Consider the following 26,085-nt stretch of genomic DNA (forward strand, 5'->3'; position numbering starts at 1 on the left):
AAGTTCTGAGGTGGATTAATGAGGATCAAAGACTCTTTAACAAGTGCTTTTTATACTAATTAATTAACTTATACTTACTGACCCCTGCTCCCCCATGCCCAATCCCCGCTCCCCTCACCATGAAACCAGAATTTTGAGCAATACTGGTACAAGAAGGAATATTTACACAAAATCCCAAAATGACAATTCAACTTAGTGATAAGCCTTTGCTAGAGTGGGCAGGCGATAGTTTGGCAATTGGATTATTTGAAGATGCAGTAGAGTTAACCGGAGAACTAGCTACTTTAGATCAAAAGTTTTCTGGAGTCTTAAAAGAACTGATTGCCGAAGAAGAATTTAAAGGTAAAGCCAACAGCACTATTTTCACCCGTGTGAATGCTGGTAGCCCAGTGCGGAAATTGATTTTAGTAGGTTTAGGCAAACCAGAAGCACTAAAACTAGATACTCTGCGCCGTGCTGCTGCGGCTGTAGCCAGGGTAGGAAAAAAGCAAAAAAGCAAAATTCTCGGATTTAGTTTTCCATTGTGGAACAACGATCCAGCAGCGAGTGCCCAAGCGATCGCAGAAGGAGTGGAATTAGCACTTTATCAAGATATTCGCTTTAAATCCGAACCAGAAGATAAAGGTTCACAAATAGAAAGTGTAGATTTACTAGGTTTCGGTGGACAAGAAGCCGCCATTACTCGCGCCAATCAAATTGTTTCTGGGGTAAATTTGGCACGGCAGTTAGTGGCAGCACCAGCTAACGCAGTCACACCGATTACTTTAGCGGAAACTGCTCAAGCGATCGCCAAAGATTATGGTTTACAACTGGAAATTCTGGAACGAGAAGACTGTGAAAAGTTGGGTATGGGCGCATTTTTGGGAGTAGCCCAAGCTTCCGATTTGCCACCGAAATTCATTCACCTAACTTACAAACCAGAAGGTACACCCAAAAAGAAATTAGCAATTATTGGCAAAGGTTTAACCTTCGACTCCGGCGGACTCAACATAAAAGGTGCAGGTAGTGGCATCGAAACCATGAAAATTGACATGGGTGGTGCAGCTGCCACCTTGGGCGCAGCAAAAGCAATTGCTCAAATTAAGCCAGATTCGGAAGTTCACTTCATCTCGCCAGCGACCGAAAACATGATTAGCGGCCACGCCATGCACCCTGGAGATATTCTCACAGCATCAAACGGCAAAACAATTGAAGTGAACAACACCGACGCTGAAGGACGTTTGACCCTCGCAGATGCCTTGGTGTATGCCGACAAATTGGGCTTAGATGCGATCGTTGATTTAGCCACACTGACTGGTGCCAACGTCATTGCCTTGGGTGACGATATTGCTGGTTTGTACACTCCTGATGATGCTGTAGCCTCCCAGCTTGAAAAAGCTGCCCAAACTTCAGGGGAAAAGATTTGGCGGATGCCAATGGAAGAAAAATATTTTGAAGGGTTAAAGTCTGGTATTGCGGATATGAAAAATACAGGCCCGCGTCCAGGTGGTGCAATTACTGCTGCCCTTTTCCTCAAGGAATTTGTCAAACAAACCCCTTGGGCGCACTTAGATATTGCTGGCCCAGTGTGGGCAGAAAAAGAAAATGGCTACAACGGCTCAGGAGCAACTGGTTACGGCGTTCGGACACTAGTTGATTGGGTGCTGGGAAGTGGGGAATAAGGAGCAGGGGAGAAATCAATTCAAAATTCAAAATGACGCTCTCTACGAGACGCTAAAAGCGAACGCGGACTCGCTAACGCTGCGCTAACAAAATTCAAAATTGAAGATTCAATCCCAATGCCCAATGCCCCATGCTCAATGCCCAATACCCAATACCCAAATTCGTGCTATCTTGAGCTTGCCAGCAAAAATTGTTGCAATAGTAACAGAAATAATTTGGCACTCAGAAAGTTAAGCTTTTTCGGCAAAGCCATCTGGTAAAATTTGTAAGGTTTCTAGAAGCTGTGAGCAATGGGATCGACTCGTGTACGGATCGCAATTGACGCAATGGGAGGGGATCATGCACCCGATGAAATCGTTGCTGGCGCATTGCGAGCAAGAGAAGAATTGGGTGTAGATATATCTTTGGTTGGCGATGCCCAACAAGTAGAAGCTGCCTTGCCATCAAAAACAAGTTTAGGGCAGGTAGAGATCGTGAATGCTGAGGAAGCGATCGCTATGGATGAGGAGCCTTTAAATGCAGTTAGACGCAAACGCAGGGCTTCTATCAATGTGGCGATGGATTTAGTCAAGCAACAAAAGGCAGATGCCGTATTTTCTGCGGGTCACTCTGGAGCAGCTATGGCATCAGCTTTGCTCCGCTTAGGAAGATTACCAGGAATCGATCGCCCAGCCATCGGGACAGTTTTTCCCACAATTATTGCTGGTAAGCCAGTGCTGGTACTTGATGTTGGCGCAAATGTAGATTGCCGCCCCAAGTTTTTAGAGCAGTTTGGCGTTATGGGGTCGGCTTACAGTCAATATGTCTTGGGTACAGCTGAACCGAAGGTGGGTTTGCTGAATATCGGTGAAGAAGACTCTAAGGGAAATGATGCAACCGTCCGCGCCCACCAACTGCTACGCGAAAATTCCCAAATTAATTTTATTGGCAATGCTGAAGGGCGTGATGTGCTTTCCGGTCGCTTTGATGTGATTGTCTGCGATGGCTTTGTAGGCAATGTATTGTTAAAATTTGCCGAAGCCGTTGGAGAAGTGATTCTGCAAATTCTGCGGGAAGAATTACCCCAAGGATTGCACGGTCAAATCGGTTCAGCACTCTTAAAACCCAACTTGAAGCGGATTAAGCAGCGAATGGATCATGCAGAACATGGTGGTGCTTTACTGCTAGGCGTGGCAGGAGTCTGTTTTATCGGTCACGGTAGCTCCCAAGCACCTTCAATTTTTAATGCAATTCGCATGGCAAAAGAAGCCGTTGACAACCAGGTAATACAACGAATTCAGTCCCAATATATCCTAGAGCGCGAGAGCGGTTAGTCATTGGTCATTAGTCATTAGTCATTTGTAAAGGACAACTGACAAGGGACATAGACGCGCCAGCGGTGAAGCAGCGCGGTCTTCTCCCAAAGGGAGAGGCTAGCGCCAAGGGGGTTTCCCCCATGAGCGACTGCTGAACCCGAAGGGCTTCCCGCAGGGTAGGACAACTGACAAATGACAACTGACAAAGGACAAAGGACATAAAGACAAAAAGCTGATAGCTTGGGAGATTAGGAGTGCAAAACTTAGGCGTAGCAATTACTGGAAGCGGCTCGGCAGTACCAGCAACTTCCCTACACAACCAGACATTGAGTGAACTAGTTGAAACATCAGATGAGTGGATCGCTACAAGAACGGGAATTCGTCAACGCCGATTAGCTCTGCCATCTGAGTCCTTGAGTGTACTCGCTACTGCCGCCAGCAGTCAGGCGATCGTCGCTTCAGGAATTAAAGCAGAAGACCTAGACCTGATTCTGCTAGCGACTTCCACCCCTGATGATTTGTTTGGTAGTGCTTGTCAAGTACAGGCTAATTTGGGAGCTACCAACGCAGTAGCCTTTGACTTGACCGCTGCCTGCTCCGGCTTTGTGTTTGGTTTGGTTACAGCAGCCCAATATATTAGAACAGGTATCTACAAAAATGTACTTTTGATCGGGGCAGATATCCTGTCTCGCTGGGTAGATTGGGAAGATCGGCGGACTTGTGTGTTGTTTGGTGATGGTGCTGGAGCAGTGGTATTACAGGCTGCCAAAAGCGATCGCTTATTAGGATTTGCACTTAAAAGTGATGGTACTCAAAATCATTGCCTCAACCTTGCTTATGCAGGTGCTTCCCAAGAATTGCTGACTGATGTAAATATCACCAAAGGCACTTACCAACCGATTACGATGAACGGCAAAGAAGTCTACCGCTTCGCTGTCCAAAAAGTGCCAGAAATAATTGATAAAGCCTTGTTTCAAGCTAACCTCAGCGTCGATCAAATAGATTGGCTGCTGTTGCATCAAGCCAATCAGCGGATTATTGATGCTGTTGCCCAACGCTTGAATATCCCAGAACACAAAGTTATAAGTAATCTCGCTCACTATGGCAATACTTCAGCTGCTTCCATCCCCTTAGCTTTAGATGAAGCAGTACGACAAGGTAAAATTAAACCCAATGACATTGTTGCTACATCCGGCTTTGGTGCCGGTCTTACCTGGGGCGCGGCAATCTTTCAATGGGGAAGATGAATCTTTTGTCCTACCCTGCGGGAAGTCCTTCGGGTGACGCTCCTGCGTCGAAGAGGCTGCGCTAACAGCAGTCGCTCATGGGGAGCCAGTGTGTTGGAGAGCCAGCGCGGTCTTGGGGGTTTCCCCCATGAGTGACTGGCGTCCGGCTCTGCCGACTTGTACCCCTCCGGGGAAGCAAGCTACGCGCAGCGTCTCCCCTTGGGAGAAGCAACTGGTGTGGAAACCCCCTTCGCGCTAGCCTTTCCCTTTGGGAGAAGACCGCGCTGCTTCACCGCTTTGCGTCTATGTCATTAGTCATTTGTCCTTTGTTATTCACTAATGACCAATGACCAATGACCAATGACCAATGACCAATGACCAATGACCAATGACCACTGACTAATGACCAATGACAAAAACTGCATGGGTGTTTCCCGGACAAGGTTCCCAAGCGCTGGGAATGGGAATGGATTTACTAGATATACCATCCGCTAAAGACAAGCTTGCCAAAGCTGAGGATATTTTGGGCTGGTCTGTAACTGAAATTTGTCAAACTCAAGAAGAGAAGTTATCACAGACGCTATATACTCAGCCAAGTCTTTATGTGGTTGAAAGCATTCTTGCTGACCTGCTTCGAGAACGAGGATACCAGCCAGATTTAGTTGCTGGTCACAGTTTAGGAGAATATACTGCCCTTTATATAGCGGGTGTCTTTGAGTGGTCGGCTGGTTTATATCTGGTGAAGCGTCGTGCAGAGCTTATGGATAGTGCTGTCGGTGGTATGATGGCAGCTTTGATGAACTTTGACCGCGAACAGTTAGAAAAAGTGATTTCCCAAACGCCTGATGTGGTGATAGCAAATGATAATAGTTCGGCTCAGGTGGTAATTTCAGGTACGACTGAGGCTGTACAAGCGGTGATGACTCAAGTTAAAGCCAAGCGTGCGGTTCCCCTAAAAGTTTCTGGAGCATTTCATTCACATTTAATAACACTAGCAGCTGTGGAATTCCAAGACATTCTAGAATCTGTAGAATTTCAGCCAGCTATTGTGCCGGTGCTGTCTAATGTCGAACCAATTCCATCTATTGATGCTGAGGTTTTAAAGCAACGCCTGAACAAACAAATGACTGGTTCTGTAAGATGGCGAGAAATTTGTTTACAATTACCAGCCAACGGTATCCAGCGAGTAATGGAAATTGGCCCTGGTAAAGTCCTTACTGGCTTGATTAAACGTAGTAGCCCTGACTTAACATTAAAAAACATCCAGAGTGCTGCTGATTTACCTGTTTAATTTTTTTAGAACTTCATTTCTATTAAAAATTCTGTACCCTGACCTAAAACAGAGTTAAAACTCAATTTGCCATTGTGGGTTTGTTCAACGATAGACTTTGCGATCGCAAGTCCTAATCCTGTTCCTTTACCCACACCTTTTGTAGTAAACAAATGGTCAAAAATCTTATGTTTGACTGATTCAGTCATCCCCTGACCATTATCAGCAATAGCAATTTTCACGCCTTCATTTTCCAGGGAGGTTTTAATGGTAATTCGGTTAGGATTGGACTTAATTTCCTTAAAACTCCGTCCCGTATTTGATTCATCCAGCGCATCAATGGCATTAGCCAAAATATTCATAAATACCTGATTCAATTGTCCAGGAAAACACTCAATCTTAGGGAAATTGCCATAATTGGTAATCACTTCAATTGCTGGACGTTGTTCGTTTGCTTTCAGGCGATGTTTGAGAATTAAAATTGTGCTATCAATGCCTTCATGGATATTAAACGGAACTTTATAATCTTTATCAGCGCGGGAGAATGTCCTTAAGCTAGTGCTAATGTTGTGAAGGCGATCGCACGCCATTGTCATAGAATCAATCATCTTGGGTAAATCTTCTAAGCTATAATCCAAGTCGATTTTTTTGGCATGGTCAATAATTTTATCACTCTTGTTGGGGAGACTTGATTGATAAAGTTTCAAGTGTTCAACAATATCCGTAAGGCTGGGTTTAGCTTGTTGAAGGCTAGCATAAATAAATCCCAAAGGATTATTCATTTCATGTGCTACCCCTGCTACTAAGTTACCCAGTGCCGACATTTTCTCACTTTGGACGATTTGTAATTGTGCCTGTTGTAAATCTTGTAATGCTTGCCCAGCTTGTTGATAAAGTCGAGCATTCTCTAGAGATATTGCTGTTTGGGAAGACAGTAGCTTAATTACGCTGAGGCGATCGCTGTTAAATACCCCTTGAATCATTTGATTTTCTAGGTAGAGAATCCCCACCAAATGCCCTTGATTAATAATTGGAGTACAAAATACACTTTGGGGTTGATGTGACAACATATATTTCCCAATTAAACCAGGGATATCTGTTTTACAATTGTCAATAAAAACTGTTTTTTGGGTATTTTTGACGTAATGGATAATATTTACAGGAATATCTTCACAATTATCTAATGATTGTGGACTGAGGCTCGTTTGTATTTCCTCATAATGAATAAAAGTAATTGCTCGTACTTGCCAAATATCTTCTTGGGGAAGCAGCAGTACAGCTTTTCTCGCGCCAGAGTTTTCTAAGATAATCCGGGTGAGACTGGCGATGAGTGTATTTAATTCCAAAGTACTGGAAATAGCTTGAGCCGCTTTCAAAGCAGAGGTAAAATCTAAAACGTCGGAAATATTGGTGCTGTCAGTGGTATTCGTGCGGGTAGGTAAGAAAGTCCCATGAAAACCAAGAGTTTCTTCAGGGTTGAGGTTGAATCGTTGCTGTTGCAGGATGGGTTGAAGTAATTGGGGATAGCGTTGTTCTAACTCGGTAACTTTGGCTTTTGCTCCCCACCGGGAATAAGCATAGTAGGCTTCAATCAAATAATCTTTAGCAATGCGTTCTTTGCCCCATTCGAGATAGAATTTGGTGGCGAGTTCGTTGGCGAGAGCTTCTTCGTTGAGGTATTCGTGTTCCTTGGCAAGGGCGATCGCACGATCGTAGTTTTCTATTGCTTCGGCTCTAGCCCCCAAGATTCGACACCGTTCTGCGACAATCAAGGCGCAGCGGTGAGCCTGATTACTCGGTGCATAAGCTGCCCACCCATTGAGTTTTTCCAGGTTGGTAGCAACCCGTTCTAGAATGCTTGATTGGTCTGTTTCGCTGGCATCTGGATAAAGCGCTAATTGTACTAGCGCATCGTAGAAATGGAAAATCGGAACACCCATCAGTCCTGCCGTTCCACCCAAATGCTGGGCTGCTTTATTGGCGTTTTCCAATGCTTGTTCATAGTGTTGAAACAGGTAGCAAAGTATCAGCTTATGGCGATAAACTTGGTGCAGTGCAGTCACTTCACCCGTTTTCTGGTAAAGCTGAATTATTTCACGCTCATCGCAGTATTCGCCAACCAACCGATATGGCTCTGTTGACGCCCTTAACAGATTCACAACTACCTGATGGTAAAGACTCTGCGTGTAAAGATAAGTATGCTGGCGCAGTTGCTGCATCACCTTGTGATGTTCTTCCATCACTAGCTTGAGGGAAGACAGTTCCTGTCCACAGAAATAGGCATTAGAGTCATACACGAGTAGGCTGAGTGCTGCAAGATTGAGATTACCAATTTCTAATCCACTGGCATAAGCTTGCAGTAATCCTGCCTGGCAGCTTTTTGCAGGTTCTTTCCAGTGTTTGAAGAAGCAGTTAAAGTCAAAAAGGGCTGTAGCAACAAGCTTGGGTGAGTGAAGGTGTTCCAAGAGGTTTATGCCCAGTTGCCCAAAGCAATAGCCTGCTTCAATATCACCTAATATGGCAATCAACATTAACCCATACAGACCATAGCCATGAATCGAGTCTGGTGCATTTCCGTACTGTACAGATAGATCGACCTGAGCAAAGACCACCAGGGGCATCAGGTTTGGGGCAGCTTGATAGGCAGGCGACATTATGGTGGACAAAATCATCATTGCGGCTTTTTTGTCCGGTGCAGTCATTTCCGGTAAATACAGCAAAGATTCCATCGATCTGTTGCTGAGTTGGATTTGGGTGTGCTGGAGTGCCTGCTTGATGTCTGCCGGGGTAGGCTGTTCTGGCAAATGCACCCCCAGAGGTTCCAGCACGAACCTTGCCAACTGCAACGCTTCTAAAAGCTGGTTTTGAGCCATGCAAGCCCGAATCTTCGTGTCATAAACATTAACCCGATCGAGCCAAGAGCGGGCATGAGTGAGTACAACCTCAGCGAACTGCTCCATTTGTTCAAAGTTAGCACTGAGGAAAGCAGAATTAGCTGCACCTTCATACAGAACGAGGGCGAGAGTGTAGTGGTTCTGCCAGCAATTGCCCCTCAACAAAGAAATGCCCGTGTTGAAATAGTTTAAAGCCGCTCCATAAGCCGTTGCACCCTTAGCTTTCTGTCCAGCCATCAAGTTTAACTGCACGAGTTCTTGTTGCTCCGTCTCATCCTCAATCAGAGATATCCCCTTGTTGAGGTGGTTAACGATCGCAAAAATCTGCTTATCCTGTTCACTCCCACTCGTTGCTTGTTGCAGCAAACGTCCAATATTCAGGTGGGTGATTTGCTTTTGCTCTTCTGGAATCAGAGAATACGCTGCTTGCTGAACGCGATCGTGCAAAAAGCGATAAGTTGGATTAGCTGCTGCATCACAAACCGACGCACTGTCAGACTGAATAAAAAACTTATAGATTTCTGTATTCGGAATAATCAAACCTTCTTGTAATGCTTTCCACAGTGCCGCAGCCGTATCTTCAGGAAACTGCTGGGACACAATCGCCAATGTTGCCAAATCAAACTCTGCTCCAATACAAGCCGCCAATTTCAACATATCCTGAGTTTGTGTCGGCAACTTCTGCAATTGCAGTGCCATAAACTCGACGACATCATCGGTGATTGCTAAAGCTCTGACTTGGGCAATATTACACTGCCAATGCCGTACTTCCCAGTCAAAAGTAATTTGTTCCTCTTCATAGAGTGCCTTGAGAAACTGAGTCGCAAAAAAGGGATTACCCTTGGTTTTTTGGTATACCAGTTCAGTCAACGGTTGAGCCAGGGAGCGATCGCAATTCAACGTATCCGCCACCAACTGATTCATATCAACTAGACTTAACGATTGCAGCGTAATGGTATTGACCACTGCCCCAGTTTTGACGATCTCATCTACGGTTAGGATGAACGGGTGAGCCGATGATACTTCATTATCTCGATACGCACCTAAGATTAATAAATGTCCTGTCTGTTCCATCAACAATTGTAGCAATTTCAGCGATGCCGAATCTGCCCATTGCAAATCATCCAAAAATATCACTAATGGATGTTCTTTACTAGTAAAGACTTGGGTAAACTTTTGGAAGAATAAATTAAATCTATTTTGTGCCGCACTTCCTGATAATTCTGGAGCAGGTGATTGTTGACCAATAATTCTTGATAATTCGGGAATTACTTCAATGATTATTTGTCCGTTCTCACCTACAGCCTCTAAAATCTTGCTTTTCCATTGTTGAATTTCTGCATCGCTTAGAGTTAACAATTGCCCCATCAAATTCCGAAAAGCTTGTACAAATGCCGAAAAAGGAATATTTTTTTGAAATTGATCAAATTTCCCTTTGATAAAATAACCGCGTTGACGGACAATCGGTTTATGAACTTCGTTAACTACAACGGTTTTACCAATACCGGAAAAACCCGCAACCAGCATCATTTCTGTTGTCCCAAGGCTGACTCTTTCAAATGCTTGCAGTAGAATTTCTACTTCTATTTTTCGTCCATAAAGTTTATCGGGAATAAGAAAGCGATCGCATATATCTGTTTGTGCAATTGGAAAACTCTCAATTTTGCCAGTTGACTGAAGTTTAATTAAACAATTTTCTAAATCATATTTTAGTCCTAATGCACTCTGATATCGTTCTTCGGCATTCTTTGCCATCAATTTCATCACAATATCTGAAATCGATTTAGGAATATTGAATGGCTCCAAAGGAGCAGGAAGTTTTGCAATATGACAATGCACCAACTCCATCATATCCTTGGAATCAAAGGGTAACTTTCCTGTAAGTAATTCGTAGAAAGTGACACCCAATGAATAAAAATCAGTCCGGTAGTCAATCCCCCGATTCATTCTTCCTGTTTGTTCTGGGGAAATATAAGCGAGTGTCCCTTCTAACACATTGGGACTGATCAGCGTTTGAGTTTCTCGTGGTAGTAGAGATGCAATACTAAAGTCAATTAATTTTATTTGTTTTGTTTCTGGATTAATTAAAATATTTGCAGGTTTAATATCTTTATGAATAATCCGATCGCGGTATAGTATATCTAAGATATTGCATAGTGCGATCGCTATGTTTAAAAACTCCATTAGAGATTCTACGCTTCCCCTGACTCCCCATTCCTTCAAGGAAATTCCCCCAAAGTCTTCCATCACTAACATATAGCCATTTTGGTAAGGTTCTAGGTGGTAGGTTTGGATGATTAGGGGTGAGTTGAGATTTTTGGCAATGGTGTACTGATTGCGAAACTGCACCAATTCGCTGAAACTGGGATAAAGATTCTTCAGCAGTTTAATCACTACTGGTAAGTCGTCAGTTTCTCGATACCCGCGATAAACTACAGTTCTCGAACCATTGTACAGTTCTTTGCTGATTTGATATCCAGGAATGCTTACTTTAGTGCTAACCATACTGCTAAATCTTTAAGACTTCCAGGTTTAGTGTTCCCGGATATCGCTCTCCCATCACTCTAAGCAGAGGAAAATAAGAAATGCTCGGATTCACTAGTATCTGGGATAGCACCTCGCATTCGATTCATCAACGCTATTAGTGTTAGCGGGACTTAAACTTGCATGAAAGGCTCTCCATCAAACCCACCATCAACCCAGATGGTTGTTAAGCAAGATTGTGGCTGAGAGACTGTTTGACTCGTTTGAGAACTTGTTGACCACCAGCGCGCTCACCCACATTGGTAGCTGTGACCAAAACTCGTAACACTAATCCCAAGGTATCGACTGTGATAAATCGCTTACGCCCTTTAATTTTCTTACCTGAATCAAAGCCTACGTCTTGACTCACCATCGCCGCAATTTTCACACTTTGACTATCGATGATGGCTTCTGATGGACTCTTGTGCCGTTGCTGCTAGTACTTGTAGTATCAGCTTTAATCTCATCTTTCTCAACTAGGGACAATTTCCAAGGAGATTCTGTTCAGAAATGCAATAGCCCTTGCTCGTTACTTAAACCTACCACACGCGAGGAAAGCTGGTAGAGTTTTGCGTTTAATATCCGATATCATCCCAATGTGTAGATATTTAAACGCCTCAAAACTTCTCACTTCTGGAAATAGTTTTTTATACCATTCACAGTAATCGTCAACAAATTTTATCGTTTCGGATGTAACTCTAGCCTCAAACATAGTCCAGCAAAGAGTTTATGATACTTTACCTGATTATTCTCTCATGAGAGTGATGAAAGAGCGATAGCTCAACCTAGCTGAGAACAGACTCAAAACTCGCGATCGCAAGAAGCAGACAGATTGTTTCAGCAAAAAATAATGCTGACATGGCAACAGAAATACTAACAGGCAATACAAATATTGGAGCAAGTTTTAGCCATTGTACGAGAACTCAAAGACCAAAAACTTGAAGCAACTGCACTGGTTTAGCTTGGGTTTAACTACGACGATTTAGAAGAAAAGCAAAAAGCGCTCGAATTTTACAACCAAACTCTGCCACTATATCGTGCTGTGGGCGATCGCACTGGTGAAGCTGTCACTTTGGGTAATATTGGTGGACTCTTCCAAAGTACAAATCGATCAACCCAAGCCATTACTAATTTAGAGCAATCTTTCAAAATCAGCTTAGGAACTTGCAGGGATCGATAAAATGCCAATGGTGCTCCCAGGTTTAGCAACAACTACAGTATCTCCTTCCAGAGTAAAATTTACTGTGTCTGTTGCACCAAGCTCCTGTGATAATGCTGGTTTAAATTGGGTTGTTGAAGAATTATATAAAATATATTCTCCATTATAACTACCGCTTTGTCCAGGTTGTAAAACTTGCTGTTGTGGCAGTACGCTCTGTCCAAAATTATAAAAACCTCTTGTACTACCTGAATTATTGGTAACTGTAAAACCTCCCATAATTTCAGAGGCTTCATCAAAGCTTAATTCAGATAACAAATTGTCATTCAAATCGCCAAAATTCATAGAAAAAGAACCTTTTATTGTTTTAAAAGGTGTTCTTAGCATGTATAGATTTTCTAATACTTAGACTAATACTAATCTGCTAAACTATAGAAATTTTATCAAGCATTTTAATATTATTTAATAACTTTACAAAAAGAATAATTTAGGCGGCTGGAAGTCGCAACTACACAGATAAAATCCACCTTCGCAGACTAATTTGAAAATAGGGTTTTTTTTATATGATGAGAGTAATAGAAGAGGGTTAGTAGAGCGCATGATGCAGCTTTTAAAGTAACAAATGCGATACTTTTAATGCTCTTTCGTTCTGGTGAAATTGTCATATTGCTTAATATTAGTTAACTCTTCCAAATTAGAAATAAACTAACTGAAGCCATTGCTAATTTACAGCAATTTTCATATATTTGAACCACATCTGTGGTCAGGGCAGAGCATTGCTGTGCCCCTACCGAGTGGTCTATTTAACAGCGTCTTGGATTGCTCTTAGCTTTTTGGGGTAAAAGTAAAGTATTAAATCTCGCTTTGGAGTTGCTAAATTACCTCTATTTTTGGTCGAGATTGAGCGCAAGTAATCAATTTAGCGTTTAGTTTGAAGTTCCTGAAAATTCTCAATTGTCAAAAATATTTCTTCATCAGCTATTTGACTATTGTAATCGATATTAATTTTAGTTGGATAGCCAAGTTTAGCATTGTATTCTACATCCAGGTTGTATGCCTTACGATTGATAGCATCTTGAATCACATTAAAGAGTTCGGGAATTGTATCGTATTTTTGAAAGTATTGCGGATTAACTGGTTTCCCAGTAGCTACAGAAGTGATTGAAGTTGTTTGACCATTACGTACTCGAATAACTACTGGACCTCTAGCATCTGGTATGCAGAAGCAACTGTTACTAACCGTAATGCGATAATTATAAATATTTGCCTGCTCCCACAAACGCTGATTAAATCTCAACCGTCTTGAATTCAAGCTATTATTCGTTGGGCTTTGATATTGGGCTTTCTCTGCGGTAGTTTCGGATATAGCTGTTAGGTTCAGACCTAAAGATAGCAATAGTGTTGCACTGATAATGATAGGTAAACGCATATTAATCGATTTCTTTGTTGTACAAACTCTAACTATTATTATACTACAGAAAGTTTCAATTTTTGTAAGAGAAGCTATTTAAATAAACTTTATCTTTTAATTATTTCTTTGTAGATAAATAAACCTGCATTTTGAAGAATACCCATTCATAATCAAACTTTCAAGACATAAATCAACAACTTTGTCAAAATATTTTTGATCGCTCCAAATTAAATTACAGCAGTTTGCAAGTAACTTAGGTACAAAATGCAGAACTCTGCCTCTGCACTCTCATACTTCATGCAAAAGAAAACTGCTGTATAATCCTCCCCGTACTTGAAGTATGAGGAGGATTCAATTATTCTAAATTAGCAATATTGATGATTGCTAATTTGGATTTAGCTGCAAGCTTGCAGACATGCCTTAGCTTCTGTATAGATTTTGAGAGATGTTTATGCAACGATCTCAAAGTTTGTAGCTGATAATAATGGTGGGGCTGTGAGTTGATTGTTATCGTTATCAATGTTGGCAAACAGACTACCTGTTCCCAAGCCTGGTGATGTCAAGTTTTGGTTGAAGAACAAGTTGCCAGTTCCAAGACTATAAGTAATGAGTCCATAGCTAGTTGCAGCTGCTGCATCATTAGCTACTATCGTAATTTGGTACTGATTATTGAGTCCGGCAAAAGTTGTCTTATCGAGAACAATTTTATCGCTATAGCTGCTGAAGTCAGTAATTTTATCTACACCGAGGTCGGCACTATTGTACACGGCTCCTGAGTTGAATACAAAGCGATCGCTACCAGCACCACCAGTCAAGATGTCATTACCTTTACCACCTCGTAATATATCGTTACCAGCATCTCCATAGAGATTATCATAGCCAGCACCACCATAGAGGATGTCATTACCCTCACCACCGAAGGCTCTCAACGGTGTTGCTGTACCACTACCATCCAGGAAGTCATTTCCAGCCCCGCCTGTGAACCATACCGCATTTACAGAAGTTGCTGACAGGTTATTGACATCGAGGATGTCATCACCTCCACCACCATTGATTTCAAACCTCTCTGCACTGTCTACAGTCAGAGTGAAGGGAACCAAGTTCAGTCGATCAAAGATTGCTCTACCTTGAGCATCTTGTTGCAGGCGGAAGTTGTCTCCTACAGGTGCGCCGTTGACCTCAACCACGTCATAGCCAGCATTACCACTGATTCTGTCGCTACCATCACCATTGTTCCAGATCAGGCGATCGTTGCCGTATCCACCAGTGAAGGTGTCGTTTCCACGATTTCCAAGTATGATATCGTTCCCGTCCCCACCAGATAGATAGTCGATACCATCACCACCTCGTAACAGATCGTTACCAGTATCACCATAGAGGCTGTCATTGCCAGTACCACCTGTTAGACTGTCATAACCCTCACCACCAAAGGCTCTCAAAGGTGTCGCTGTGCCACTACCATCCAGCACATCATTTCCAGCCCCGCCTGTGAACCATACCGCATTTACAGAAGTTGCTGACAGGTTATTGACATCGAGGATGTCATCACCTCCACCACCATTGATTTCAAACCTCTCTGCACTGTCTACAGTCAGAGTGAAGGGAACCAAGTTCAGTCGATCAAAGATTGCTCTACCTTGAGCATCTTGTTGCAGGCGGAAGTTGTCTCCTACAGGTGCGCCGTTGACCTCAACCACGTCATAGCCAGCATTACCACTGATTCTGTCGCTACCATCACCATTGTTCCAGATCAGGCGATCGTTGCCGTATCCACCAGTGAAGGTGTCGTTTCCACGATTTCCAAGTATGGTATCGTTCCCGTCCCCACCAGATAGATAGTCGATACCATCGCCACCTTGTAACAGGTCGTTACCAGCATTTCCATAAAGGCTGTCATTTCCACCCAAACCATTGAAGTTATCAGAAGCGGTATTACTAATACCTACATCTGCACCATTAGTTGGCCCTGGGCCAGGAATCCAAGTTACTGCCATGATTAATACTCCTAATTCTTAATTTATCTAAGTGAAAATGAGTTCCTAATACTTCATTTTTAAGAAAAGTATAGAAGTACTAGTTTCTGTCTACTAACTACAAAACTTCTAGTTTTTAGCTGCTAAGTATTAATCAGAGATATGTTCTTCTTTTATGCAGAAAATTGGTTTTTGTAAAATTTCTTTACTATGAGTTTTAGAGAAAGACCTGACCTTTTCACGTCATTTTCAAAAGAGAGAATAGCTTGTAAATGCCTTTTGCAAGCTAGCTTTCGACTATTGAACGATTTTCGTTAAAGTTTAAAATAGTGCTTCTAATCTGCGAAGATTAAATACCTAATTGTTAAAATTAGCACTTAATTTTAAAGTATATACACTGCTTGCAATATATTGATTACACAGTAATCAATGACTTCTATGAAGATAAAAATCTCGTTAAAAGCAGTGCCAAAAAGTAATTTCAAGCGTTATTACAAAGCGTACAATCAGTATCTTACCTAGTGCAATAGGCATTATAGTTAACACATGATTTAGTTTCGCGTGTTTTTAACAATACCCATCAATAGTCCAATCTTGAAGAGATAAATTAGGAACTTTGCTAAAATCTTTATGATTACGCATAACAAGAATTGCCCCTTTAGCCAGAGCGATGCCTACGGCTGGCTACGCCTACGCAGCAATTCTTAAGTCTTGCGTACCTACCTGAATTTTTTGCTGTAGTGTTTATATATCTAATTAACCTGAGTTCGGGTTAAGCCAGAAGCTAAAAAGCTTATTCTATAAGGATTGAACAAAAATCTAAGCGATCAAAGAAGCAATTAAAGTCGAATCAGTTTGTCAATAAGGTTCGCAAATGAGATTAATATCAACAATATGCTTTATTGAGAATAGGTTCAAACAGAGCTTCAGACCGAACAACGAGAATTTAAGGGTTTTGAGGATTTATTATCCCGAACTCAGGTTAATTAGCATCTATATAACATCGCAAATGTGTTAAAATCCTGCTTGAAGAACTTCATAACCGTTTGTATTCAATTCGTCATTGAAAAAATCACACAAGGGATGAAGAATATCAATCATTTCTTTATCTTTTTCTCTATATAAACAAACTACTTTCCTTTGTCGGCTTATGTTGTATGTTTGAAAACATAAAGCTTGTATCCAAGAATGATTATTTAAAATCCCTTCTACGCTTAATTCACCTTCAATATTTCTCGCTCCTTCAAATTCAATGGCTGAAAATATTCTTTCACCTACCTTGCCAAATGCTGAATGCCAAAATACACCGCTAACCAGAGATTTTCCTAGCTTTTCTTGAAATATAGGAACAGAATTCAATCTCCAATCGTATGGCATTAGCATTAGAGATAAATCGATAAAAAGTATAGTTTTTCCAAGGGAAAATTGTTCTTTATTTAAATTATTATTAATTTTAGTAATTAAAATTTCAATAATTTTAGTTTGAATTAAATTATTATACAAATTCCCTTTATTACTAATATTAAAAGAACTAGTAACAGCTTCAGCAACTGCTATCTCTCTTCCAGCTTTTATTTGCTCTACAAGAGAAACTTGAGCATTTAAACCTTCGTTTATAGCATCATAATAATTTAGCTCTCCGTTAGCAAAACCTAACGTTTTCATTTCAATATAAAATGTTTCATTATTTAATTTAAATCGAAAATCAGGTGTGTTTTTTCCTTGGATTTCGGTTATTCTCTCTATAAGTATATTTTTATTTTTAATAAATAAATAAGTGACAGCTTCGTTATAGTCATCAAGAGCTTGTTTCAGAAAAATATTATGTCCGACTGTGTAGTTTTGCAAAGAATTAATTATACTTTTTCTCTTGATTTTAATGAATTTTTCATGATTAGAAGCAGTATCGATCTCTTTACAAGAATCTAAGGAGAAAGTATTTAAAATGGGATTAATAGTAGTAAACTTTCGATTTTCATGTAGTAATTTAAGGAGAAGTAAATATAACATCTTTTAAATATGAATCGGATAATTGTTTCAATTAAATTATATTATTCCCTATCTGAATAGTCTTTCTAATTAAAATTTTATATTAATTTTTATTGTTATCACTTTTCTAAAAAACCAAAGTAGAAATCGCATTTCCTTTCTGCTGCTCAGTCACACCCAAATATCGCTTCAGAGCAGCTATGACCAGAATTTTACAAATCTCCCCAATTAAAATGTAGGAAGCGTCGAGCATTCAGCTTGGTATATTTTTCAGTTCCTGTTCTCTCAAAAGGCGTAAGCCCCAATAAAAAAATCGGCGTTATGGACAGTAGCGCAGGCACGATTTTTTCCAAATTGGGAAAAGCGATCGTCTACGGTGCGATAAATTCAGCTTCATGAATCATACACTTGTAAATACTTGTGTCAATTAAATTACTCTATCGATAAACAGATATTGGGCTGGCATATTCAAGTAATCGTTACCATCCCCAGACCCATGCAGTTTTCATTAGAGAGGCAGTCCACCTAGTGCATTGCGGCAATGGAGGCGGCAGCCCGCCCACCAATAAGCATTCTCTGGCAGAGCCAGGGAATGAGAGAATACTAACTCGCGGCTAAATTGCTCCAACCGACGTAGGGTAATTTTGTAGCTGTTGCCCGAACTTGGTCAGCGTTAGCTACTAACTGACCGCAAGCGTCCCAAGTTCCAGAAATAAATGTGCTTCTTGTACCTTCACCGATCGCAACTGAAACAATATAATCACCAATTTCCACTTGCAAGGTTTCCAAATTCACTGTTACGGTGGCTTGAGGATTGGCAGCCACTAAATCTTGCAGTTTTTTAACAGTAACAGCATCGGCTGTCACACAAGGTATGCCCATTGCCACACAATTACCGAAAAAGATTTCGGCGAAGCTTTCACCGATTAAAGCTTGGATTCCCCATTTTGCGATCGCTTGGGGTGCATGTTCCCGTGATGAACCACAGCCAAAGTTACGATTGACTATTAAAATATTCGCGCCTTGGTATTGGGGTTGGTCAAAGGGATGTTCACCTTTAAGTGCTGTTCGGTCGTCGATAAACGCACCTTCGCCTAACCCATCAAAAGTAACGGCTTTCAAATATCGCGCGGGAATGATCCGATCAGTATCTATATCATTGCCCACTAAGGGTACAGCGTGCCCTGAAACTGTTTTAACTTCACTCACCATAGATTTTATCTATTATTTCAATGACAGTCTGTTGAAAAATGGATCAGGGAGATAAGGCGACAAGGGGAATAACCAATGCCCCATGCCCAATGCCCCATGCCCTTTTGGAAATTACAACAACTCGCGCACATCAGAGACTTCGCCTTTAATCGCAGCAGTGGCGACCATCGCCGGACTCATTAACAATGTCCGACCGGAAGAGGAACCCTGTCTTCCTTTAAAGTTGCGGTTGGAGGAAGAAGCACTGATTTGTCTTCCTTGTAGCTTATCGGGGTTCATGGCTAGACACATAGAACATCCCGGTTCGCGCCACTCAAATCCGGCTTCTTGAAAAATTTTATCCAACCCTTCAGCTTCTGCCTCTTCCTTCACCCTTTCCGAACCAGGGACAACGAAGGCTTTGATTCCCTGTGCAACATGGCGACCTTTGGCGATTTTTGCAGCTTCTCGCAAATCACTAATTCTGCCGTTGGTGCAACTACCAATAAAGCAGACATCGATTTTTGTACCCTTGATTGCTTGACCAGGATATAAATCCATGTAGCGGTAAGCTTCTTCGGCAATAAATCGGTCTTCTTCCAGTAGTTCTTCCGGTTGAGGTACTGACTGGTTGACACCGATACCTTGACCAGGAGTAATTCCCCAGGTGACGGTAGGAGGAATTTCCGCAGCGTCGAATACCACTACATCATCGTATTGGGCATTAGTATCACTCTTGATGGATTTCCACCAAGCTACTGCTTGATCCCAATCTGCATCTTTGGGAGCAAAATCTCTGCCTTTGAGGTAATCGTAGGTGACTTGATCGGGATTGACGTAGCCGCATCTAGCACCACCTTCGATCGCCATATTGCAGACAGTCATCCTCTCTTCCATATTCATTTGCTCAAAGGTCGTACCTGCAAATTCATAAGCATAGCCCACACCACCTTTCACCCCAAGGGTACGGATGATATGCAAGATGACATCTTTGGCATAAACTCCTGGATTGAGAGTGCCGTTAACTTCAATTTTGCGGACTTTCAGTTTCGAGAGGGCGAGGGTTTGGGAAGCGAGAACATCCCGGACTTGGCTAGTACCGATACCAAATGCGATCGCACCAAATGCGCCATGACTGGAAGTGTGACTATCTCCACAAGCGATCGTCATTCCTGGCTGAGTCAGTCCAAGTTCTGGAGCGATGACGTGAACTATACCCTGACTGCCAGAACCAATATTATAAAAATTGATGCCATTTTCTTGACAGTTATTTTCCAGCGCCTGAATCATTTCCTCTGCCAAGTCATCGGCAAAGGGACGCGCCTGATTTTCTGTGGGCACAATATGATCGACTGTGGCAACAGTCCGCTGTGGAAACAGTACTTTTAGATCCCTTTCGCGTAACATAGCAAAGGCTTGGGGACTGGTGACTTCATGAATTAGATGAAGCCCGATAAATAGTTGCGTCAGCCCTGAGGGAAGTGTACCAACGGTGTGTAAGTCCCAAACTTTGTCAAACAGGGTACCTTTGCTCATACGTCAATCAATATTTAAAGAGTCCGGACTTAAATAGTATCAAAAAAAAGTCTCGGTTTTTACAGATTGCTTCATATTACTTACAGATTTGCAGTTGAGGAGTGAAATTTAAACGCAGAGGAAGGCTGAGGTACGCAGAGAACTTATGAATGTAATTTACTCGCCTTTTAGGCAGCAAAAGCGCGAATTCTCCGAAATATTGAGATGCAAATATGTAAATAATTTTATGAAAAAAGTTAGGTTTAAAACCTCGCCCGCAAGTGGCGCGAAAGAATTCTTATCTCCCAAGGTAGGTAGAAACCCCACCCCTTGTAGGTGGCTGAATTTAATTTTGAATTTTGAATTGATTATTTATCCTTTTTCACAAGGATATGTTAAGACAATACCAGATTATTGCACTACCAGGCTATGTCCATAGATTTACGGGAATTTTATCAGGCTAGCGATCCCAGCAGAACTCTGTTTGTCAGCAATAGCTCTGATGGCAAATATTATATAGATTTTTCCTCGGTACGAGGTGGTGATATTCTTGGCAAGCTGAAGCAGAAGATTACTTTTTTTAAGCCGAATGAACCCACTTGCACTTTATTTACTGGACATATTGGTTGTGGGAAATCGACAGAATTATTACGGTTACAGGCAGAACTGGAAAAGTTAGGCTTCCATGTGGTCTATTTTGAGTCCAGTGATGACTTGGAAATGACCGATGTCGATATTGCTGATGTGCTGCTAGCGATCGCTCGTCGTGTGAGTCAAAGTCTGGATAAAATTACCCTAGAGTCACCCAACAAGTTTAATGAGTTGCTACAAGGTGCTTGGAAGGTCTTAAACTTCGAGGTGACGGCGGGAAAAGTTAAGCTTCCGGTGGTTGGGGATGTCGGTTTATCCGCAGATAAAGAAAAGTTTTCTCTGTCAGTGGGCATTGGTGAAATCACTGCGAAGATGAAAAATGACCCAACGCTGCGCGAAAAACTCAATCAGTATTTAGCACCGCAAAAAACTAAGCTGCTAGAAGCAATTAATCAAGAATTATTGGAACCTGCGATCGCGAAACTCAAACAGCAGGGTAAAAATGGTCTAGTGGTAATTGTTGATAATCTTGACCGCATAGATAATCGTGCCAAACCTTGGGGTCGTCCGCAGCAGGAATATTTATTTGTCGATCAGGGTGAGTTTTTGACAAGGCTTAATTGTCATCTACTTTACACCATGCCCTTGGCTTTGAAGTTTTCCAACGATTACGGAATGCTGACTCAGCGTTTCCCAGAAGATCCCAAGGTGTTACCAATGGTACCTGTACAAAGGACTGATGGCAGTGTTCATACACAGGGAATGGCACTCATGCAGCAGATGATACTAGCTAGAGCTTTTCCTGACATGACGCCAGAGGAGCGTTTAAATAAAGTTACCGAGATTTTTGATAGTGCTGCAAGCCTAGAACGGTTATGTAAAATCAGCGGTGGTCATGTGCGCGACGTGCTGAGACTGCTGAATACTTGGATTATGGAAGAGATGAGTCTTCCCCTAACCCGTGAAACTTTAGAGCAAGTGATTCGTTCTCGGCGGAATGAAATCATATTACCGATTTCTGAGGATGAGTGGCAATTGTTACGTCATGTCAAGGAAAAGAAAAAGGTGAGTGATGACCACGGATATCAAAAACTGATTCGCAGTCGGTTTGTATTTGAATATCGGGATGGTGGCGAGACTTGGTTTGATGTTAATCCGGTTTTGGCAGAAGCAAGAGAGTTGAACGTTTCTTGACGGTAGGGTGTGTTACCGCGAAGCGTAACGCACCCTACATTTGCTATTCGCTTGGCTCTTTTAATCCAAAATTCAAAATTCCAAATTGGTATGACAGATTCACAGCAACCTGAAAACGAAAAGGGACTGCAACAATTAGCTTGGGCAATCGAATCCTCTGTGGGACAGTTTAAGCTGATTTTGGCACGGTGTAATTATACTAGCTTGCGCGATCGCTTAATCTCCAGACTGCGAGAAATTTGTCAAGTCGAAATTCGTGTCTTGACGGTGCAGCAATCAAACAGAACTCTTTATACTGCCATTCAGGAAGAATTCGGCGCAGAAATACCAGCCTGTGTGATGGTTGTGGGTTTGGAATCAGTGCAGAATTTGTCTGTGATGTTAACTTCTGCAAATCAGGTGCGGGAAGAGTTTCGCAAGAATTTTGCTTTTCCCTTAGTGTTGTGGATTGACGATGAAATCTACAAGCAACTAATACAGCTTGCACCAGATTTGGAAAGTTGGGCAACTACGAGAAATTTTGCCATATCAACACAGGAATTAGTAAATTTTATCATCGAAACGGCTAATCAATGGTTTAGTAATAACTTAAAATTTAACGTCAATGTATATCTGAAACTGGAAAAGGAGTTAGAAGCAGCACAAAAAGACTTACTCCAAAAACCAGATATTTATAATTTAGAAATTCAAGCTAATTTAGAATCTTTATTAGGTTTGATTAAACAGATAAAGAATCAAAAAGATTTGGCGCTACAGCATTATCATAAAGCTTTAGAGCTTTGGCAGCAAAGTGATAACTTAGAAAGACAGGTAAAAATCCTTGGCGAAATTAGTTTTTGCTATTATCTGAAAGCTTTTAACAATCAAAATATCAATTGTCAAGATTGGCATACAAGTTGGCATTACTTTCAAAAGTATATAAGTTTTATTAAACAGTTTAAAATTCCAGATTTAATTGCTAATGCAGTAGTTAAATTCGGTGATGTATTGCGAGACTTGCAAAAGTGGGAAACGTTGCACAGTCTTTCAGAACAAGCTTTAGTAATCCATCAAAATAACAACCAGCCAAGGGAATTAGCCAAGGATTACGGTTTTTTAGCTGAGGTAGCTTTGGCTCAAAATAACTGGGTTAAAGCAAATCAGTTAGTCAAGCAAGCCTTAGAAGTTTTTGCTGCGGTTCCCAATTTAGAATCACTGAATATATCAGGGATTTTAGGTGATATTCCCAAAAAGGTTTTAGAATCAAAAGATTTGAGCTTGTATCAGTTTATTTTAGGTCGTTCTCAATACCATTTAGGTCAAATTCAACAGGCAACTCTTAGTTTAGAAACTGCTAGGGATGTGGGTAATCCCCTAGAAGATGTCAGGCTTTACTTGGATATTCTCAGATTTTTGCAGCAGCTTTATTTTGAGCAGAAAGAATATCTCAAAGCATACAAAATCAGACAGCAACGCCGTTCTATTCAACAGCAATTTGGTTTGCGGGCTTTTACTGGTGCGGGTAGGTTAGAAGCTACAAAACAGGCATTTGTAGAGACATTGCGCTCAAACTCTCCCCAAGGAAATATTGCCCCAGAAATTGCTGCATCTGGTCGCCTGTTGGATATAGAACGTTTGATTGAACGTATGGGTCGCCCTGATTATAAGCTGATAGTCATTCATGGGCAATCAGGTGTAGGCAAAAGTTCCCTGGTGAATGCGGGACTTATACCAGCTTTAAAGGATAAAGCAATCGGTACTCAAGATTATTTGCCGATAGTAATGCGCGTTTACACCAACTGGGTGGAAGAGTTGGGGAGGCTTTTGGCAGGAAGTGGGGAGTGGCGAGAGTTAGAACCTCAACGTTCAGCCTCAGAACTCGGAACTTCGACCTCTGAACCTCAACGTTCAACCTCAGAACTCGGAACTTCAGCTTCAGAGCATCAACGTTCGACCTTTGAACTCGGAACTTCGACCTCTGAGCTCGGAACTTCAGCCTCTGAACTTCAACATTCGACCTCTGAACTTGGAACTCCGCAATATTTAATATCCAGACTTAAAGAAAACGAACAGCACAACCTCCGCACAGTGCTAATTTTCGATCAATTTGAGGAATTTTTCTTTGTTTACACCGAACCTGCACAAAGAAAGCAATTCTTTGAGTTTCTGGGAGAGTGTTTGAATGTTCTATCGGTGAAAGTTATCTTATTGCTGCGGGTGGATTACATCCATTACTTGTTAGAGTGCAATGATTTGTCCAGTCTCAAGATTATTGGCAATGACATTCTCAGTAATAATGTGCTTTACAAGTTGGGGAACTTCTCACCTGCTGATGCGAAGTCAATGATTGAACGTTTAACTGAAAATACTAGCTTTCACTTAGAACCTGCTTTAGTAGAACAACTGGTGCTAGATTTAGCCGGAGAATTAGGTGAAGTTCGTCCGATTGAGTTGCAGGTTGTGGGGGCGCAACTGCAAACGGAGAATATTACAACACTGGCAGAATATCGGCAACGCGGCACTAAGGACGAATTGGTTAAGCGTTATTTGGATGAAGTTGTTAATGATTGCGGTGAAGAAAATCAGCAAGCAGCAAATATATTACTGTATTTGCTGACCGATGAAAAAGGAACTCGCCCTCTGAAGACTCGCGCTGAGTTGGAACGCGATTTGACGCCGTACTTCTCGAAGATCCCCCCAACCCTGCTTAAAAAGGGGGGCTTTATTCTTGCTACCCCCTTTTTAAGGGGGTCGCCGAAGGCGGGGGGATCGGAAGCTAGGGCGGAACAAGCTTCTGAAATTAGTAAATTAGATTTAGTGTTAGAGATTTTTGTCCAATCCGGCTTAGTAGTTTTGCTACCAGAAAATCTGACCGACCGTTATCAACTGGTACACGACTACATCGCTGGATTTATCCGCAAGCAACAGGAACCGAAGTTAAAACAGGTAATGGCAGAACTGGAAAAGGAACGAGAACAAAGAAAACTGAGTGAGGCGAAACTGAATAACTTTCTCAAACGCGCCCTTTTTAGTTCTATTGCCGCAGGTTTAGGATTTGCTGGACTAGCAGTAGTAACATTTCAGTGGACAGTAGAAGCAAATGTTCAGCTAATTAACGCCATCAATAATTCTTCGGAAGCCTTTGTTGCATCTGGACAACATCCAGATGCTTTAATAACAGCCTTAAAAGCAGGTAACAAACTCAAGCATACAATTTGGGCACAGCACAGAAGCGATATCCGAATGCAAACGGTGTTAACTTTACAGCAAGCTGTTTATTTAAAGCCAAACGAGAAGAAAGAAAACCGTGCGATCGAGGTGAATACCTTAGAAAGTCATAGCGATCAAGTCAGAAGCGTCGCCTACAGCCCCAGTGGAGAGCAATTAGCTTCTGCTAGTGATGACAATACCATCAAAATCTGGGATGTCAGTAGTGGTCAACTCGTCAAAACCCTGACTGGTCATAGCAGTTACGTCTTTAGCGTCGCCTACAGCCCCAATGGACAGCAGTTAGCTTCTGCTAGTAATGACAAGACCATCAAAATCTGGGATGTCAGTAGTGGCAAACTCCTGCAAACCCTCAGCAGCCATAGCAATAGCGTATGGAGTGTCGTCTTCAGTCCTGATGGACAAAATTTAGCGTCCGCTAGTGATGACAAGACTATTAAAATCTGGGATATTGCCACCGGCAAAGTCCTGCGAACCCTTGAGGGACATACCAATTCGGTCAATAGTGTCGCCTACAGCTCTAATGGACAAAAGTTAGCATCCGCTAGTGATGATAAGACTATTAAAATCTGGGATATCTCCACTGGCAAAGTCCTACAAACCCTTGACGGACATACCGATTCGGTCATTACTGTAGTGTTCAGTCCTGATGGGCAAAAGTTAGCATCCGCTAGTGATGATAAGACTATTAAACTCTGGAATATCTTCAATGGCAAAGTCCTGCGAACTCTTAACCAACATACCGATTCGGTCTATAGTGTAGTGTTTAGCCCCAATGGACAACTGTTGACTTCTGGGAGTCGTGACAAAACCATCAAATTCTGGGATATTTCCACCGGTAAAGTCCTGCGAACCCTTGAGGGACATACCAATTCGGTCAATAGTGTCGCCTACAGCCCCAATGGACAACAGTTAGCTTCTGCTAGTTATGACAAGACCATTAAAATCTGGGATGTCAGTAGTGGTCAACTCCTCAAATCCCTGA

General features: G+C 41.9%; 15 protein-coding genes and 1 pseudogene. 7 read left to right on the forward strand and 9 right to left on the reverse strand.

Annotated features, from left to right (window positions below; all coding sequences use genetic code 11):
• Window positions 1-179: 179 nt before the first annotated feature.
• The 4 genes from V7K56_RS31950 to fabD all read left to right on the forward strand — a co-directional run bounded on the left by V7K56_RS31950 (window position 180) and on the right by fabD (window position 5,474).
• Window positions 180-1,661, forward strand: coding sequence for a leucyl aminopeptidase (locus V7K56_RS31950; protein WP_334917325.1), 1,482 nt, complete (start codon window positions 180-182; stop codon window positions 1,659-1,661).
• 291 nt (window positions 1,662-1,952) lie between these two features.
• Complete coding sequence (gene plsX, locus V7K56_RS31955) at window positions 1,953-2,975, forward strand: phosphate acyltransferase PlsX (RefSeq protein WP_334917327.1); 1,023 nt, start codon at window positions 1,953-1,955, stop codon at window positions 2,973-2,975.
• Window positions 2,976-3,211: 236 nt separating this feature from the next.
• On the forward strand, window positions 3,212-4,204 hold the full coding sequence (locus V7K56_RS31960) for a beta-ketoacyl-ACP synthase III (RefSeq protein WP_334917329.1): 993 nt from the start codon (window positions 3,212-3,214) through the stop codon (window positions 4,202-4,204).
• A gap of 388 nt (window positions 4,205-4,592) precedes the next feature.
• Window positions 4,593-5,474, forward strand: coding sequence for an ACP S-malonyltransferase (fabD, locus tag V7K56_RS31965; protein WP_334917331.1), 882 nt, complete (start codon window positions 4,593-4,595; stop codon window positions 5,472-5,474).
• Window positions 5,475-5,479: 5 nt separating this feature from the next.
• On the opposite strand, the gene V7K56_RS31970 is transcribed toward fabD, so the two are convergent.
• The 3 genes and pseudogenes from V7K56_RS31970 to V7K56_RS31980 all read right to left on the reverse strand — a co-directional run.
• On the reverse strand, window positions 5,480-10,852 hold the full coding sequence (locus V7K56_RS31970; RefSeq protein ID WP_334917333.1) for an ATP-binding sensor histidine kinase: 5,373 nt from the start codon (window positions 10,850-10,852) through the stop codon (window positions 5,480-5,482).
• Between the two features lie 205 nt (window positions 10,853-11,057).
• Complete coding sequence (locus V7K56_RS37315) at window positions 11,058-11,243, reverse strand: transposase (RefSeq protein ID WP_442940332.1); 186 nt, start codon at window positions 11,241-11,243, stop codon at window positions 11,058-11,060.
• A gap of 61 nt (window positions 11,244-11,304) precedes the next feature.
• Window positions 11,305-11,582: pseudogene (locus V7K56_RS31980) on the reverse strand (IS701 family transposase); the annotation flags it as partial.
• 330 nt (window positions 11,583-11,912) lie between these two features.
• Here V7K56_RS31980 and V7K56_RS31985 point away from each other — a divergent pair.
• Window positions 11,913-12,050, forward strand: coding sequence for a hypothetical protein (locus tag V7K56_RS31985; RefSeq protein WP_334917335.1), 138 nt, complete (start codon window positions 11,913-11,915; stop codon window positions 12,048-12,050).
• Here the strand turns inward: V7K56_RS31985 and V7K56_RS31990 are convergent.
• From V7K56_RS31990 to leuC, 6 genes are all read right to left on the reverse strand, one after another.
• The gene (locus tag V7K56_RS31990) at window positions 12,027-12,416 is read right to left on the reverse strand and encodes a hypothetical protein (protein ID WP_334917337.1); all 390 of its coding nucleotides are present in this window, start codon (window positions 12,414-12,416) and stop codon (window positions 12,027-12,029) included. The genes V7K56_RS31985 and V7K56_RS31990 overlap by 24 nt on opposite strands.
• A 532-nt stretch (window positions 12,417-12,948) precedes the next feature.
• The gene (locus V7K56_RS31995; protein ID WP_334917339.1) at window positions 12,949-13,458 is read right to left on the reverse strand and encodes a DUF6174 domain-containing protein; all 510 of its coding nucleotides are present in this window, start codon (window positions 13,456-13,458) and stop codon (window positions 12,949-12,951) included.
• A gap of 431 nt (window positions 13,459-13,889) precedes the next feature.
• Entirely contained in the window at window positions 13,890-15,434 is a 1,545-nt protein-coding gene (locus V7K56_RS32000; RefSeq protein WP_334917341.1) for a calcium-binding protein, read from the reverse strand.
• A 993-nt stretch (window positions 15,435-16,427) separates the two neighbouring features.
• A complete protein-coding gene (locus tag V7K56_RS32005; protein ID WP_334917344.1) occupies window positions 16,428-17,261 on the reverse strand; it encodes a hypothetical protein in 834 nt (277 codons plus the stop codon).
• 744 nt (window positions 17,262-18,005) lie between these two features.
• On the reverse strand, window positions 18,006-18,614 hold the full coding sequence (gene leuD / locus V7K56_RS32010) for a 3-isopropylmalate dehydratase small subunit (protein WP_334917346.1): 609 nt from the start codon (window positions 18,612-18,614) through the stop codon (window positions 18,006-18,008).
• Between the two features lie 111 nt (window positions 18,615-18,725).
• Window positions 18,726-20,129 carry a 3-isopropylmalate dehydratase large subunit gene (leuC, locus tag V7K56_RS32015; protein WP_334917348.1) on the reverse strand — a complete coding sequence of 468 codons (1,404 nt, stop codon included), beginning with the start codon at window positions 20,127-20,129 and terminating at the stop codon, window positions 18,726-18,728.
• A gap of 408 nt (window positions 20,130-20,537) precedes the next feature.
• Here leuC and V7K56_RS32020 point away from each other — a divergent pair, with 408 nt between their 5' ends.
• Both V7K56_RS32020 and V7K56_RS32025 read left to right on the forward strand, forming a co-directional pair.
• Entirely contained in the window at window positions 20,538-21,893 is a 1,356-nt protein-coding gene (locus V7K56_RS32020; RefSeq protein ID WP_334917350.1) for an ATP-binding protein, read from the forward strand.
• A gap of 90 nt (window positions 21,894-21,983) precedes the next feature.
• The coding region (locus V7K56_RS32025; protein WP_334917352.1) for an nSTAND1 domain-containing NTPase at window positions 21,984-26,085 on the forward strand (4,102 nt) is incomplete at its 3' end.

Source organism: Nostoc sp., from assembly GCF_036917535.1.
Taxonomy (GTDB): Bacteria; Cyanobacteriota; Cyanobacteriia; order Cyanobacteriales; family Nostocaceae; genus Nostoc.

Bases quoted from the DNA above. Each gene is read 5' to 3' on its own strand.
- V7K56_RS31950 (WP_334917325.1), top strand. From the start codon at position 180: ATGACAATTCAACTTAGTGATAAGCCTTTGCTAGAGTGGGCAGGCGAT.
- plsX (WP_334917327.1), top strand. From the start codon at position 1,953: ATGGGATCGACTCGTGTACGGATCGCAATTGACGCAATGGGAGGGGAT.
- fabD (WP_334917331.1), top strand. From the start codon at position 4,593: ATGACAAAAACTGCATGGGTGTTTCCCGGACAAGGTTCCCAAGCGCTG.
- V7K56_RS31970 (WP_334917333.1), bottom strand. From the start codon at position 10,852: ATGGTTAGCACTAAAGTAAGCATTCCTGGATATCAAATCAGCAAAGAA.
- V7K56_RS37315 (WP_442940332.1), bottom strand. From the start codon at position 11,243: ATGGTGAGTCAAGACGTAGGCTTTGATTCAGGTAAGAAAATTAAAGGG.
- V7K56_RS31990 (WP_334917337.1), bottom strand. From the start codon at position 12,416: ATGCTAAGAACACCTTTTAAAACAATAAAAGGTTCTTTTTCTATGAAT.
- V7K56_RS31995 (WP_334917339.1), bottom strand. From the start codon at position 13,458: ATGCGTTTACCTATCATTATCAGTGCAACACTATTGCTATCTTTAGGT.
- V7K56_RS32000 (WP_334917341.1), bottom strand. From the start codon at position 15,434: ATGGCAGTAACTTGGATTCCTGGCCCAGGGCCAACTAATGGTGCAGAT.
- leuD (WP_334917346.1), bottom strand. From the start codon at position 18,614: ATGGTGAGTGAAGTTAAAACAGTTTCAGGGCACGCTGTACCCTTAGTG.
- leuC (WP_334917348.1), bottom strand. From the start codon at position 20,129: ATGAGCAAAGGTACCCTGTTTGACAAAGTTTGGGACTTACACACCGTT.
- V7K56_RS32020 (WP_334917350.1), top strand. From the start codon at position 20,538: ATGTCCATAGATTTACGGGAATTTTATCAGGCTAGCGATCCCAGCAGA.